The organism is Micromonospora sp. NPDC000207, from assembly GCF_040300925.1.
Classification (GTDB): Bacteria; Actinomycetota; Actinomycetes; order Mycobacteriales; family Micromonosporaceae; genus Micromonospora.
This window is the reverse complement of record NZ_JBEPEQ010000132.1, coordinates 1-13,818: the sequence shown is the minus strand read 5'-3', so window position 1 is coordinate 13,818 and position 13,818 is coordinate 1. Positions and strand designations below refer to the sequence as shown.

Genomic DNA, 13,818 nt, shown 5'->3' with positions numbered 1-13,818 from the left:
GAGCGCCACCGCCGCCCCCGCAGCGGCCGCCCCCGGGACTGCCCCGGTGGCGGCCCCCGTGGCGCTGGCCGCCCCGGACGTCCCGGTGGCGAACGTGCAGGCCCACCTGAACCAGTTCCTGGCCATCGCCAACGCCAACGGCGGCAACCGGGCGCACGGGCGGCCCGGCTACCTCGCCTCGGTCAACTACGTCCGGGGCAGGCTCGACGCGGTCGGGTTCACCACCTCCGTGCAGTCGTTCACCTACAACGGCGCCACCGGCTACAACCTGATCGCCGACTGGCCCGGCGGGGACCCGAACGCGGTGGTGATGACCGGGGCGCACCTGGACAGCACCGCCGCCGGGCCGGGAATCAACGACAACGCCACCGGGTCCGCTGCCGTCCTGGAGGTCGCCCTGGCCGTGGCGCGGACCGGGTTCACCCCGGACCGGCACCTGCGGTTCGCCTGGTGGGGTGCGGAGGAGTTGGGGCTTCGCGGCTCCCGGCACCACGTCACCAACCTGCCGACCAGCGAGCGGACGAAGATCAAGGCGTACCTGAACTTCGACATGATCGGCTCGCCGAACCCCGGCTACTTCGTGTACGACGGGGACAACTCCGACGGGGTGGGGGCCGGGCCCGGCCCGGCCGGCTCGGCCCAGATCGAGCAAACCATCCAGGGGTACTTCACCTCCATCGGGGTGACGACCCGGGGGACCGACTTCGACGGACGCAGCGACTACGGGCCGTTCATCAGTGCGGGCATCCCGGCCGGCGGCACCTTCACCGGCGCCGAGGGCACCAAGACCAGCGCCCAGGCCGCACTCTGGGGCGGCACCGCCGGGGCGGCCTTCGACCCGTGCTACCACCGGGCCTGCGACACCCTGATCAACGTCAACGCCACCGCCCTGGACCGCAACGCCGACGCCATCGCGCACACCGTCTGGGCCCTGGCCGGGGCCGCCCCGCCGGCCGGCAGCACTGTCTTCGCCGACGGATTCGAGACCGCCACCGGGTGGACCGTGAACCCGGCCGGTACCGACACCGCCACCGCCGGCCGCTGGGAGCGGGGCGTCCCCGCCACCACCAGCAGCGGCGGGGTGACCACCCAACTCCCCGCGGCCGCCGCAAGTAACGCCCTGGTGACCGGGGCGGCGGCCGGGGCCAGCGCCGGAGCCAACGACCTCGACGGCGGGGTCAGCACCATCCAGTCCCCGCCGGTCACCCTCCCGGCCACCGGGACGCTGACCCTGTCCCTCTCCGCCTACCTGGCCCACCTCGACAACGCCGACACCGCCGACTACCTGCGGGTACGGGTGGTCGGCACGAGCACCGTCACCGCCCTCACCGTCACCGGTGCGGCGACCAACCGGGCGGCGGCCTGGCAGTCGGTCACCGCCGACGTCTCGGCCCTGCGGGGCCAGACCGTACGCGTCGTCGTCGACGCCGCCGACGCGGGCGCGGCCAGCCTGGTCGAGGCCGCCGTGGACGACGTCCGGATCGTGCAGAGCTGACCCGACCGATCCGGGTCCGGCGCCCGTCACCCGGGGTGGTGACGGCGTCGGACCCGGTGTGGCCACCCCCAGCGGAAGCGGGGTCCACGCCGATAAAATGTCAGGCATGACCGACTCTTCTGCCCAGGAGGGCAGCAGTAGCGAGCCGGGCTCCGCCCGGCGTTCCCCCCTGCCGACGACGTCCACGGCCGCCGTGAGTTCCCCGTGCTGACCCTCGTCGGACTCGTCCTGATCATCGTTCTCACCGTCGCGACCGGCTACTTCGTGGCCCAGGAGTTCGGCTACGTCGCCGTCGACCGGGGCAAGCTCAAGCAGCTCGCCGACTCCGGCGACCAGGCCGCCGCCCGGGCCCTGGAGGTCACCAGCCGCCTGTCGTTCATGCTCTCCGGCGCCCAGCTCGGCATCACGGTGACCACCCTGCTGGTCGGTTACGTCGCCGAGCCGTACCTGGGTGCCGGGCTCGCCCAACTGCTCGGCGGGGCGGGCGTCTCCCAGGCCGTCACGCTTCCCCTGTCAATCCTGCTCGCCCTGGTCATCGCCACCGCCGTGCAGATGGTCCTCGGCGAGCTGGCCCCGAAGAACCTGGCCATCGCCCGCCCCGAGCCGTTGGCCCGCGCGCTGTCCCGGTCCACCCTGATCTACCTGAAGGTGGCCGGTCCGCTGATCAAGCTCTTCGACCGGGCCGCCGTACGCCTGCTGCGCCGGGTCGGGATCGAGCCGATCGAGGAGCTGCCCACCGGCGCGACCCCCGAGGACCTCGAACAGATCATCGCGGAGTCCCGGGAGGAGGGGCACCTCGACGCGGAGATGTCCGACCTTCTCGACCGGGGGCTGGACTTCCGTCAGCTGACCGCCGGGGAGGCGATGGTGCCCCGGGTCGACGTGCACACCATCCGCGCCGACGAGCCGGTCAGCCGGATCGTCGAGCTGCTCGACACCGGCCACTCCCGGTTCCCGGTGCGCGGAGCCGAAGGGGTCGACGACGTGGTCGGCGTGGTCGGGATCGCCGACGTGCTCGGCGTGCCACCGGCGCAGCGGGGCAGCACTCCGGTCAGCGCGGTGGCCGTACCGCCGCTGCTGGTGCCGGAGACGCTCCCGCTGCCGACGGTCCTGGACCGGCTCCGGTCCGGACACCGTCAGCTCGCCTGCGTGGTCGACGAGTACGGCGGGTTCGCCGGCGTGATCACGCTGGAGGACCTGGCCGAAGAGCTGGTGGGCCCGATCCTCGACGAGGACGACCTCCCGGAGCGGGCCCCCGCACGCCAGGAGGACGGATCCTGGGTGGTGCCGGCCCGCTGGCGGATCGACGAGGTCGCCGACAGCACCGGTATCGCCCTGCCCGAGGCCCCCGAGTACGACACCCTCTCCGGCCTGGTCATGCGGGAACTCGGTCGGGTGCCCGAGGTCGGTGACCGCCTGGAGATCGTCCTGCCGGCCGACGGCGAGGAGTTCAGGACGGTGCCCACCGCCCTGGTCGAGGTGCTGGCCGTCGACAGACACGTCGCCGACTCGGTCCGCATCCGCGTCGCCGCCCCCGAGGAACGCAGTGAGGTGGCGGCGTGAGCGAGTGGTGCGAGCGAGTCGTCGTTGTCGTGGTCCATGTCGGTGCCGAACGCAGTGAGGTGGCGGCGTGAGCGAGTGGTGCGAGCGAGTCATCGTTGTCGTGGTCCATGTCGGTGCCGAACGTAGTGAGGTGACGGCATGAGTCCGGGGATCGCGCTCACTGTCTCGGTGGTGCTGCTTGCCCTCAACGGGTTCTTCGTGGCGGCGGAGTTCGCCCTGGTGGCCGCGAAGCGGTACCGGTTGGAGCAGCTCGCCGGGACCGGGGGACGCCGGGCCCGGGCGGCCATCGACGGGGTCCGTGAGCTGTCGCTGATGTTGGCCGGTGCGCAGCTCGGCATCACCCTGTGCACCCTGGGGTTGGGTGCGTTGGCCGAGCCGGCGATCGAGCGGCTGATCGGTCCGCTGCTGCACGCGGCGGGGCTGCCCGACACGGCGAGTCACATCGTCGCGTTGGTGTTCGCGCTGAGCCTGGTCACCTTCCTGCACCTGGTGGTCGGCGAGATGGCACCGAAGTCGTGGGCGATCACCCATCCGGAGCGTTCGGCGCTGCTGTTGGCCCTGCCGTTCCGGGCCTTCGCCCGGGTGGCGCGACCGGTCCTGTCGGTGCTGAACTCGTGGGCCAACGCGATGCTGCGGCTGGTCAGGGTGCATCCGCAGGACCAGTTGGCGCAGGTGCACGGGCCGAGTGAGCTGCGCATCCTGCTGGAGCAGTCCCGGGAGCACGGGTTGCTCGGCGCGGAGCAGCACCAGTTGTTGACGAGCATGTTGGAGCTGCAACGCACGACGGTGGCCAACGTGATGGAACCCTTCGACCAGATCGTCACGGTCCGTCGTGACGACCCGGCGGACCGGATCGAGCAGGTCAGTCGGGACAGCGGCCGGTCCCGACTGGCGGTGGTGGATCCGGGCGGCGAGGTGGTCGGCCTGGTCCACGTCCGGGAGGCGGTACGCGCCGTCACCACCGGTCGTGGTGCCACCGCCGGTGAGTTGATGAGCAGCGCCTTCACCCTGCCGGCCGATTCGACTGTCAACCAGGCGGTGGCGGCGATGCGGGGTCGGCAGGCCCAGTTGGCGCTGGTCCGCAACGGTGGCGGGCCGACCCGGCCGATCGGGTTCGTCGCGTTGGAGGACCTGCTGGAGGAGGTCATCGGCGAGTTCGACGACGAGACCGACTCGGTGCCGCGCGGGCGGCGGATGCGCTGAGACGGGTTCCCCGTGTCCGGTTCCCGAGGGGGACCGGACACGGGGGACGAGTACCGCGACGGGGGTCGGGGTCGGTTTGTCGGTGCCGCGGGGGCGGCTGGCGACGGGAGCGACGGCGGTGCGGTTGACGGGGGTGTCACCGGAGTCGGGTTGGCCGGGGCTGGGGGTCCGGACCACTGTGGTCAGCCCGAGCACCCGTCCGGGGCTGCGGTTTCCGGGGCGGGTGACGCTTTCCGCCGGTGACCGGGACGTTGCCGTCCGGCACATCGGGCTCGGCCTGGTCGCCCAGGCGGAGCCGGACGATCCGGGCCGGGGGCCCCGCCTGGTCGAGTTCCACCAGACGTCGATCGCCGGCCCGTTCGTGGTCCCGGCCGGACGACGTCGGGCTGTCGACTTCGCGTTGCCGCTGCCCTGGGAGACCCCGGTGACCATCTTCGGCGGGGTGCCGGTGATGGGGTTGCGCACCGCGTTGCGTACCGAGGTGGCGGTCGGTGCGGATCCGGGGGCGGGCCGGAGCACGTCGGTCCCGGTGTTCGTCCATCCGCTTCCGGTCCAGCAGCACGTCCTGGCCACTCTGGACACGCTGGGTTTCGTGATGCGTCAGGCGGCCCTGCAACTGGGGCGGCTGCCCGGGGTGGAGCAGACGCTCGGCGTGCACCAGCGGCTCGGCTACTGGGTGGGACCGCTGTACGCCGGTCCGATCACCGAGTTGGAGGTGACCTTCGTGGCCGACCCGGTGGGGCTGGAGGTGATCCTCTGGGTGGACCGCAGGTTGGCCCTGGCCGGTGCCACCCATCAGAGCATCAGCCGGTTCCGGGTCTGGCACGTTGGGGCGGACCAGCAGGACTGGCCGGCGGTGGTGGACGGGTGGCTGCGCTCGACGATCAACCGGCACGCCGCGATGGCGGCGCACGCGGACTGGTCGGCGCAGGTCACCGAGTCGGCGCACGTGAGTCGTCCGCCGGACCGTCCGGTGCCGCCCGGGATGGGGCTGGGCGGCACCGGGGGCGGGACCGGCATCGGCGGGGGTGGTGGGGGCGGTGACGGTACCTGAGGGTGGCTGTCAGCCGGCGGCGGTGGCCAGCTTGACGCTGAAGCCGAGGAACAGGGCGGCGACCCCGGTGGTGGCCCCGGCGGCCAGTCGTCGTCGGCTGGCGAACTGCGCGGCCAGGAAGGTCCCGGCGAAGATCAGCATGCTGAGGTAGACGGCGCTCGTCACCTGGGCGATCAGCCCGAGCAGCAGGAACGACAGCGCCGGCCAGGGGTAGGTCGGGTCGACGAACTGGATGAAGAACGACACGAAGAACAGGATCGCCTTCGGGTTGAGCAGGCTGATCACCAGCGCCTTGCGGAACGGACTGCGTACCGCTTCCGGTTCGGCGGCGTCGATCAGACGCGGGGTGTCCGGGTCGTGCCGGGTCCGCCAGCGCCGCCAGGCGCCGAGGAGCATGGTCAACCCGACGTAGCCGAGGTACGCAGCACCCGCGTACTTGATCACCAGGAAGAGCGGTGGGTACGCCTTGAGCAGCGAGGCCACCCCGGCGGCGGAGAGGACCATCAGCACCCCGTCGCCGAGGAAGACCCCACCGGCGGCCCGGTAGCCGACCCGTATCCCGCGACGGGCGGCGGTGGAGAGCACGAAGAGGGAGTTCGGCCCGGGTAGCAGCACGATCGCCACGGTGCCCAGCACGTACGTCCAGAGGTCGGTGATTCCCAGCACGGGGGAGATCATCGCCCGGTGCCCGTACCGGGTAGGTAGGCGGGGGTCGGGGCGCTCACCCCGGCGTCCGGTTCGGGTGGCCCGGGGGTGAGCCGGACCGGGACGACCCCGGCCCAGTGCGGCAGGGCGAGGTCTGCCTCGTCGTCGCCGACCCCGCCGCTGCGGACCCTTGTCGACACCTCCCGCAGCGGCAGTTCCAGGACGGCGGTCTCGGCCAGTTCCCGTCGGCTGGGCGGTCGGGCGTCGGCGGCGCGGCCGGGGCCGAACTTGTCCACCAGGGCGGTGAGGACCTCGGTCTTTGTCTGCTCGTCGGTGACCAGGTGGGCGGTCCCGTGCGCGACCACCGAGCGGTAGTTGGCGCTGTGGTGGAACTGGGAGCGGGCATAGACGAGCGCGTCGAGGAGGGTGACCGAGACGCAGACTGCCAGTCCGTCGGGGGATCGGGCGGCCAGCAGGGGCCGACTTCCGGTGGAGCCGTGCAGGTAGAGGGTGTCGCCGACCCGGACGTGCAGGGTGGGCAGGAGCCGGGGCTCCCCGTCGACGACGAACCCGAGCGTGCAGTGGTACGCCTCGTCGAGGACCGCGTGGGCGGCGTCCCGGTCGTAGTCCATCCGCTGTCGGGCCCGGGTGGAGGTGGTGCGGGGGGTCGGTGGGTACACGTGACGGATCCTCTTTGTTCTAGTACAATCTCTCAATTGTGTCAGCACGCTATCAGGTCACCGGGTCCACCGCCGTCGAGATTTCAGCCAGCATCGAATCGGGCATCCGGACCGGAGCGCTCCCCGCCGACGCGGCGCTGCCTGCGGTCCGTACCCTCGCCGTCGACCTGGCCGTCAGCCCGGCCACCGTCGCCCGGGCCTACCAGGACCTCCGCCAGCGGGGGCTGGTCGCCACCGCCGGTCGCCACGGCACCCGGGTCCGAGCCCGCCCGACTGTCACCGTCGGGAGGTCCGCGCTGCGCCCACCCCCCGCCCCCGGCACCCGGGACCTCTCCGCCGGGGAACCCGACGCCACGCTCCTGCCACAGCTGGGTCCGCACCTGGCCGCCCTCGCCGCCGCGAAGACCCCCACCATCGGGTACGCCGACGCCGGAACCCTGCCGGAACTGGCCGACGCCGCCCGTCGACGACTCGCCGCCGACGGCGTACCGGTCGGGGAGATCACCCTCACCGGCGGTGCCCTGGACGGCATCGAACGCGTCCTCGACGCCCACCTGCGCCACGGTGACCCGGTCGCCGTGGAGGACCCCGGCTGGGCCAACCTCCTCGACCTGGTCGCCGCCCTCGGGTTACGCCCGATCGGGGTCCCCGTCGACGACGACGGCCCCACCGAGGCCGGGGTACGCGCCGCCCTCGCCGCCGGGGCCCGGGCGCTGATCGTGACCAGCCGGGCGCAGAACCCCACCGGCGCCGCCGTCTCCGCCGACCGGGCCCGGACCCTGCGCGCCCTCCTCGCCGACCGGCCCGACCTGCTCCTCGTCGAGGACGACCACGCCGCCGAACTGGCCCGGGTACCGCTGCACCCACTCGTCGGGGCGACCGGGTCGTGGGCCTTCGTCCGCTCCGTGAGCAAGCCGTACGGCCCCGACCTGCGCCTGGCGGTCCTCACCGGAGACGACACGACGGTGGCCCGGGTCGCCGGGCGGTCCCGGGTCGGCGCCGGATGGGTCTCCACCGTCCTGCAACGCCTGGTCCTGTCACTGTGGCGGGACCCGGGCACCACCGACCTGGTCGACCGGGCCGGTGTCGACTACGAACGTCGGCGCAACGCCCTGCTGTCCGCCCTCGCCGACCACGGGCTGACCGCCCACGGCCGCAGCGGGATCAACGTCTGGCTGCCGGTGCCCGACGAGACCGCCGCGGTGACCGCCCTGCGCGACGCCGGCTGGTCGCTGGCGCCCGGTGCCCCGTTCCGGCTCGCCGCCCCACCCGCCGTCCGGGTCACCGTCAGCACCCTCGCCGACGCCGACATCGCCCCCCTGGCCGCCGCGATGTCCCGTGCCCTGCACCCCTCCCCCCGTACCGGCCTCACCGCCTGACCATCCCGTACGGCCTCGCTCGGGGAACTGGATCTTGGACAGTTGCTGTCAGCAGGACAGTCAGCAGCGCACAGAAACTGTCCAAGATCCAGGCCGAGCAGGGCTTCGGCGGCGGTGGCACCGAGCGCGACGACGATCTCCGGGACCGGAGTCCCGCCGACTGACGTAGCCGCCGGTGCGGGGTGTGGAGGCGCTCCTCTCTACCGTGGGGGCACAGGGGCCGTCGCCGACCGGCCCGTCCGGCGTACCCCGGGAGCCGCGATGACCACCAGGCAGGCCGTGCCGCCCCGCGACCGGACGACGGTCGCGGCGATCCAGCGCCGTACCGTCCGGTTGCTCTTCCTCACCCAGGTCGTCGGTGGGGTGGGGGTGACCATCGGGGTCGCGGTCGGGGCGTTGCTCGCCACCGACATCGCCGGCACCGCGGTGTCCGGGGTCGCCCAGAGCGCGGCGGTGGTGGGTGCCGCGTTGCTCGCCGTCCCCGTCACCCGCCTGATGACCGGGTACGGGCGGCGCCCCGGCCTGGTCCTGGCGTACCTGGTCGGGGCGGTCGGTGGGGTCCTGACAGTGCTGGCCGCGACCACCCGGTCGGTGCCCCTGCTCTTCCTCGGCATGCTGCTGTTCGGCGGGGGGAGCGCGGCGAACCTCCAGGCCCGCTACGCCGCAGTGGACCTGGCCGAGCCGGCGCGTCGGGGACGGCAACTGTCCCTGGTGGTCTGGGCCACCACCCTCGGCGCGGTGGCGGCCCCCAACTTCGCCGCCGTGGCCGACCGGGTCACCGTCGGGTGGGGGCTGCCCGCACTGTCGGGGCCGTTCGCGTTCAGCGCCGCCGCCTTCGTCCTGGCCGCCGGGGTGCTCCTGCTGTTCCTGCGGCCCGACCCGCTGCTCACCGCGCGCCGACTGGCCGACCCCGGCACAGTCGACCCGGCGGCCCGGCCGCCGCGCGGGCTCCGGGAGGCCTGGTCGGTGGTGCGGGAGCGACCCGCCGCCCGGCTCGGGATCGCCGCGGTGGCCGTCGGTCACCTGGTGATGGTCGCGGTGATGGTGATGACCCCGGTACGCCTGCACGAGGCACACCACGACGTCGACGTCCTGCCGGTGGTGGGTCTGGTGCTGAGCCTGCACATCGCCGGCATGTACGCCCTGGCCCCGGTGGTGGGATGGCTCACCGACCGGCTCGGCCGACGTGCGGTGGTGCTCGGCGGGGCCGGGCTGCTGCTGGCCGCCTGTGCGGTGGCCGGTACGGCCGGACACGACACCTTCCGGCTCACCGCCGGTCTGGTCCTGCTGGGGCTGGGTTGGTCGGCGACGATGGTGGCGGGTTCCACACTGTTGTCGGAGTCGGTCCCGGTGCCGGTCCGCCCGACCGTCCAGGGGCTGTCCGACCTGATCATGGGGCTGGCCGGGGCGTCGGCCGGCGCGGTCAGCGGGTTCGTCATGCAGGTGGCGGGATATCCGGTCCTGACCCTGCTCGCGGCGGTCGCGGTGGGGCCACTGGTGGCGCTAGCGTTGCGGCCGGTGCCGCCGGTTCCGTACCGGGCCGACAGCGACGCGCCGGACGAGGGGGAGTGACAGTGCGGCTGACCGACTTCTGGACGCGGCTCGAGGAGGCCTTCGGCCCGGGGTACGCGGCCAGTATCGCCGCCGACCAGGTGCTGTCCCAGCTCGACGGGCGGACAGTCGAACAGGCGCTCGCGGCCGGTGAGCAGACCCACGTCGTGTGGCGTGCGGTCTGTGCCGCCTATCCCGACCGGGTCCCCGCCCGCCTACGCTGAGCAGCGCATTCGATCGCCCAGCGTGTCACTTGCCCAGTCGTACACCTGTTCGGCTATTGTCCACAGCGGGGTGCTTGTCCACAGGTCGCGGCCCGTCGGCTGGTTTTCTGTCGGACCCAGCGCCTAGCGTGTCCCGCGTGACGAGAAGCTCAGGAAAGACGCCGGCGAAGGCAGGGGTGGCAACCATGGCGGCAGGGCCTGACCGGGAGAAGGCACTCGACCTTGCTCTCGCTCAGATCGACAAGCAGTTCGGCAAGGGTTCGGTGATGCGGCTGGGGGAGCGGCCGGTCATCCAGACCGCGATCATCCCGACCGGTTCCATCGCCCTCGACGTGGCGCTGGGGGTCGGTGGGCTGCCCCGGGGGCGGGTGGTCGAGGTCTACGGCCCGGAGTCCAGCGGTAAGACGACGGTGGCCCTGCACGCGGTGGCCAACGCCCAGCGCAACGGCGGGATCGCCGCCTTCGTCGACGCCGAGCACGCCCTCGACCCGGAGTACGCCAAGGCCCTCGGCGTCGACACCGACGCCCTGCTGGTCTCCCAGCCGGACACCGGTGAGCAGGCGCTGGAGATCGTGGACATGCTGGTCCGCTCCGGTGCGCTCGACATCATCGTGATCGACTCGGTCGCCGCCCTGGTGCCGCGTGCCGAGATCGAGGGTGAGATGGGCGACAGTCACGTCGGCCTCCAGGCCCGGCTGATGAGTCAGGCGCTGCGCAAGATCACCGGCGTGCTCAACAACACCGGCACCACAGCGATCTTCATCAACCAGCTCCGCGAGAAGATCGGTGTCATGTTCGGCTGCATGTCGTACTCGACCCGGGTCACCCTGGCGGACGGCACGCAGGAGAAGATCGGCAAGATCGTCAACCAGCGGATGGACGTCGAGGTCCTCTCGTACGACCCGGAGACCGACCGGGTCGAGCCCAAGCGGATCACCAACTGGTTCAACAACGGCCCGGCGGAGCAGTTCCTCCAGTTCACCGTGGCGAAGTCGGGCGGCAATGGGCGGGCCCAGTTCGCTGCCACCCCCAACCACCTGGTCCGCACTCCGGGTGGGTGGCGAGAGGCCGGGGAGCTCATCGCCGGTGACCGGGTGATGCTGGCCGAGTCGCGCCGGCTCAGCGAGCAGCAGTGGCAGGTGGTGCTCGGTTCGGTGATGGGGGACGGTGCCCTCTCTCCCAACCGCGACGACCGTAACGGGGTCCGGTTCCGTCTCGGACACGGTGCCGCCCAGGTCGACTACCTCGACTGGAAGGTGGCCCTGCTCGGGAACATCACCCATTCCCGGCGTACCGACTCGCGAGGTGCCGCCTTCGTCGACTTCACTCCGCTACCGGAGCTTGCCGAACTGCGTCGGGCAATCTATCTGGGCGACGGCAAGAAGCACCTCAGCTGGGACTTCCTCAAGGCGTTGACCCCGCTGGCCCTCGCGGTGTGGTACATGGACGACGGCGGCTTCACCGTTCGGTCCAAGGGCCTTCAGCAACGCACCGAGGGTGGTACCGGGCGGATCGAGATCTGCGTCGAGGCGATGGCCGAGGGCAGCCGGATCCGGCTGGTCGAGCACCTTCGACACACGTACGACCTGGACGTCGAGCTCGCCTCCCGTGGCGCTCGGGGCACCGCCTCGGTCCTGTTCACCACCGAGGCGTCGGCAAGGTTCCACTCGTTGGTCGCCGACTACGTGCCGGCGGCGATGGAGTCGAAGCTCCTGCCCCGGTTCCGTGGCCGGTGCACTGTCGAACCGCAGTTCGTCTCCGCCGAGCTCACCCCGGTTCCGGCCCGGATCATCGACGTGCACGTCAAGCCCAGGACCCGCTCGATGAACCGGTTCGACATCGAGGTCGAGGGAAACCACAACTACTTCGTCGACGGCGTCATGGTGCACAACAGTCCCGAGACGACCACCGGTGGTCGGGCGTTGAAGTTCTACGCCTCGGTCCGGCTCGACGTGCGTCGCATCGAGAGCCTCAAGGACGGCACCGACGTGGTCGGTAACCGGACCCGGGTCAAGGTCGTGAAGAACAAGGTCTCCGCGCCGTTCAAGCAGGCCGAGTTCGACATCATGTACGGCAAGGGCATCTCCCGGGAGGGGTCGCTGATCGACGTCGGTGTCGAGCAGGCGATCATCCGCAAGTCCGGGGCCTGGTACACCTACGACGGCGACCAGCTCGGCCAGGGCAAGGAGAAGGCTCGGGAGTTCCTCCGGGAGAACCCGGACGTGGCCGCCGAGATCGAGAAGAAGATCCTGGAGAAGCTCGGCGTGGGGACGGCCGCTGGTGCCGACGCCACCGGTGGCCCGGAGCTGCCGCCGGTCGACTTCTGATCGGCGGGTGGCAGGACGACGTGCCCGCACGGGGCGGGGCTGGGATGCCGGTCCTTCCCGCGCGGGCGATGCCACCCCCCGCCCCCGTCGGGGTCGACGTGTCGGCTCCGACGGGGACCACGACGACCCGACCCAGGGAGCGGCCGAGGCCCCACCTCCGAGTCCCGCCGAGGCGGCCCGCCGGGAGGCGGAGCTGGCCCGGGAGATCTGCCTGCGTCAGCTCTCCGCCCGGCCGCGCACCCGGGCGGAGCTGGCGACCGCGTTGACCCGACGGGGGATCTCCGAGGAGGTCGCTGCCGAGGTCCTCGACCGGTACGACGAGGTCGGCATGGTCGACGACGCCGCCTTCGCCCGGGCCTGGGTGTCGAGCCGACACTCGGGTCGGGGGCTGGCGCGTCGGGCGCTCGCCAACGAGCTTCGCCAACGCGGGGTGGACCAGGAGGTGGCCGCCCCGGCCCTCGACGCCATCGACGAGGAGACCGAGGCGGAGACGGCTCGGGCGCTGGTGGACCGGAAGCTGCGGACCGTCCGGGGCGAGCCCGATGCGGTCTTTCGCCGACTGGTCGGCATGTTGGCTCGTAAGGGCTACCCGGCCGGGGTGGCGATCCGGGCGGTCAAGGACGCCCTCGCCGCGCAGAGCGCCGAGGCGGCCGAGTTCGCCGACCGGATCGACGCCGACGCATTGGCCGAGTCCGAGGGCGATCTCGACGGCTGAGTCTCCCCCTCGGACATCACCATATCTGTCCGGCGATGTCCGATCCTTCGGTGGGCACGGAGTGACTCTTCCGCTTCGCTCCGTTCGGGGGGTTCGATCATGACTCCTTGACCGGAGGGCACTCGGAGACCTAGCCTCGCCTTACAAGCTCAATTTGCCCGACCAGTGCAGGCTAAGCGCACAACATAGATGGCATAACGGAACAGCAACACTTTGGTCAGTTTTTCCTCGTCGCGGACGGCCCTTCGCCGCCCGCGCCGTCGGCTGCTGACCTGACAACTGCACCCCCGTCGGTGGTGTCCCCAGTCGGGGCGCTACCGACGGTGAGCCACCCAGGCCAGGCGCTCCGGTCGGGCGTCCAGAGCCGTAGTAGGCGTGCCCACCGGCGCGGCGACTGCGGCGCCGACGTGCAGGGGAGGCGGCCATGGCTGGGCGGCAGAGGTTCACCGGTGGCCCCACGGAGGCGGCCGAATGAACGCCGTCGACGTCGTACTCCTGCTGACAGTCGTGATTCTGACACTTGTCGTGGTCGGTGCGGTGCTGTTCGGCATGCGGGTTCTCCGCCGACTCTCGGCGGCCCCCGCCCCCGAGGACCCGGCGTTCGTGGCCGAGAAGGACCGGCAGGAACAGTCCCTGGCGGCCCTGCGGACCGCTGCAGACGAGGCCAACAGCACGATCGACGTGGCGAAGTCGGCGGCGTCGGCGGCCCGGGCCGAGGCGGCGGCGGCCAAGGCCGAGGCGAAGGCCGCCCGGGCCGAGGCGGGTCGGGTGCTCGACACCGCCCGGATCGAGGCGGACACCATTCTGGAGCGGGCCCACAAGCAGGCCGAGGCGGACGCCGAGCAGCTACGGACCACAGCCCGCCGCAGCGGCGAGCGGGAGGTGGCAGGCGGAGGAGACCTTCTCCCGCAACACCGACGCCCACGACGTCCCGCTCGACGGGCCGCAGGTGCAACGGATCGTCGACCGTTTTCTCGACCGC

General features: G+C 72.1%; 10 protein-coding genes and 4 pseudogenes. 12 read left to right on the top strand and 2 right to left on the bottom strand.

Going from position 1 to position 13,818, the window contains the following annotated elements; all coding sequences use genetic code 11:
- The 4 genes from ABT336_RS24055 to ABT336_RS24040 all read left to right on the top strand — a co-directional run.
- Positions 1 to 1,495: M20/M25/M40 family metallo-hydrolase (locus ABT336_RS24055; protein ID WP_350899313.1), on the top strand; the 1,495-nt coding region annotated here is incomplete at its 5' end.
- A gap of 204 nt (positions 1,496 to 1,699) precedes the next feature.
- Positions 1,700 to 3,058 (top strand): hemolysin family protein, encoded by a 1,359-nt coding sequence (locus ABT336_RS24050; protein WP_350899311.1) that lies wholly within the window; start codon positions 1,700 to 1,702, stop codon positions 3,056 to 3,058.
- Between the two features lie 138 nt (positions 3,059 to 3,196).
- On the top strand, positions 3,197 to 4,261 hold the full coding sequence (locus ABT336_RS24045) for a hemolysin family protein (RefSeq protein WP_350899309.1): 1,065 nt from the start codon (positions 3,197 to 3,199) through the stop codon (positions 4,259 to 4,261).
- A gap of 118 nt (positions 4,262 to 4,379) precedes the next feature.
- A complete protein-coding gene (locus ABT336_RS24040) occupies positions 4,380 to 5,315 on the top strand; it encodes a sporulation protein (RefSeq protein ID WP_350899307.1) in 936 nt (311 codons plus the stop codon).
- A 9-nt stretch (positions 5,316 to 5,324) separates the two neighbouring features.
- On the opposite strand, the gene leuE is transcribed toward ABT336_RS24040, so the two are convergent.
- Together leuE and ABT336_RS24030 are read right to left on the bottom strand one after the other, a co-directional pair.
- Positions 5,325 to 5,993 (bottom strand): leucine efflux protein LeuE, encoded by a 669-nt coding sequence (leuE, locus tag ABT336_RS24035; RefSeq protein WP_350899305.1) that lies wholly within the window; start codon positions 5,991 to 5,993, stop codon positions 5,325 to 5,327.
- 20 nt (positions 5,994 to 6,013) lie between these two features.
- A pseudogene (locus ABT336_RS24030) lies at positions 6,014 to 6,640 on the bottom strand (pyridoxamine 5'-phosphate oxidase family protein); the annotation flags it as partial.
- Positions 6,641 to 6,678: 38 nt separating this feature from the next.
- Here ABT336_RS24030 and ABT336_RS24025 point away from each other — a divergent pair.
- The 8 genes and pseudogenes from ABT336_RS24025 to ABT336_RS23990 all read left to right on the top strand — a co-directional run.
- Positions 6,679 to 8,019: an aminotransferase class I/II-fold pyridoxal phosphate-dependent enzyme gene (locus tag ABT336_RS24025; protein ID WP_350899303.1), complete on the top strand. Its 1,341-nt coding sequence runs from the start codon at positions 6,679 to 6,681 to the stop codon at positions 8,017 to 8,019.
- A 261-nt stretch (positions 8,020 to 8,280) separates the two neighbouring features.
- Positions 8,281 to 9,591 carry an MFS transporter gene (locus ABT336_RS24020; RefSeq protein ID WP_350899301.1) on the top strand — a complete coding sequence of 437 codons (1,311 nt, stop codon included), beginning with the start codon at positions 8,281 to 8,283 and terminating at the stop codon, positions 9,589 to 9,591.
- Between the two features lie 2 nt (positions 9,592 to 9,593).
- Entirely contained in the window at positions 9,594 to 9,794 is a 201-nt protein-coding gene (locus ABT336_RS24015; protein ID WP_350899299.1) for a DUF3046 domain-containing protein, read from the top strand.
- Between the two features lie 185 nt (positions 9,795 to 9,979).
- Positions 9,980 to 10,831: pseudogene (recA, locus tag ABT336_RS24010) on the top strand (recombinase RecA); the annotation flags it as partial.
- 60 nt (positions 10,832 to 10,891) lie between these two features.
- A pseudogene (locus tag ABT336_RS27600) lies at positions 10,892 to 11,443 on the top strand (LAGLIDADG endonuclease); the annotation flags it as partial.
- 174 nt (positions 11,444 to 11,617) lie between these two features.
- Positions 11,618 to 12,121 (top strand): hypothetical protein, encoded by a 504-nt coding sequence (locus ABT336_RS24000; protein WP_502891254.1) that lies wholly within the window; start codon positions 11,618 to 11,620, stop codon positions 12,119 to 12,121.
- Between the two features lie 7 nt (positions 12,122 to 12,128).
- Positions 12,129 to 12,836 (top strand): regulatory protein RecX, encoded by a 708-nt coding sequence (locus ABT336_RS23995; protein ID WP_350899297.1) that lies wholly within the window; start codon positions 12,129 to 12,131, stop codon positions 12,834 to 12,836.
- 471 nt (positions 12,837 to 13,307) lie between these two features.
- A pseudogene (locus ABT336_RS23990) lies at positions 13,308 to 13,818 on the top strand (hypothetical protein); the annotation flags it as partial.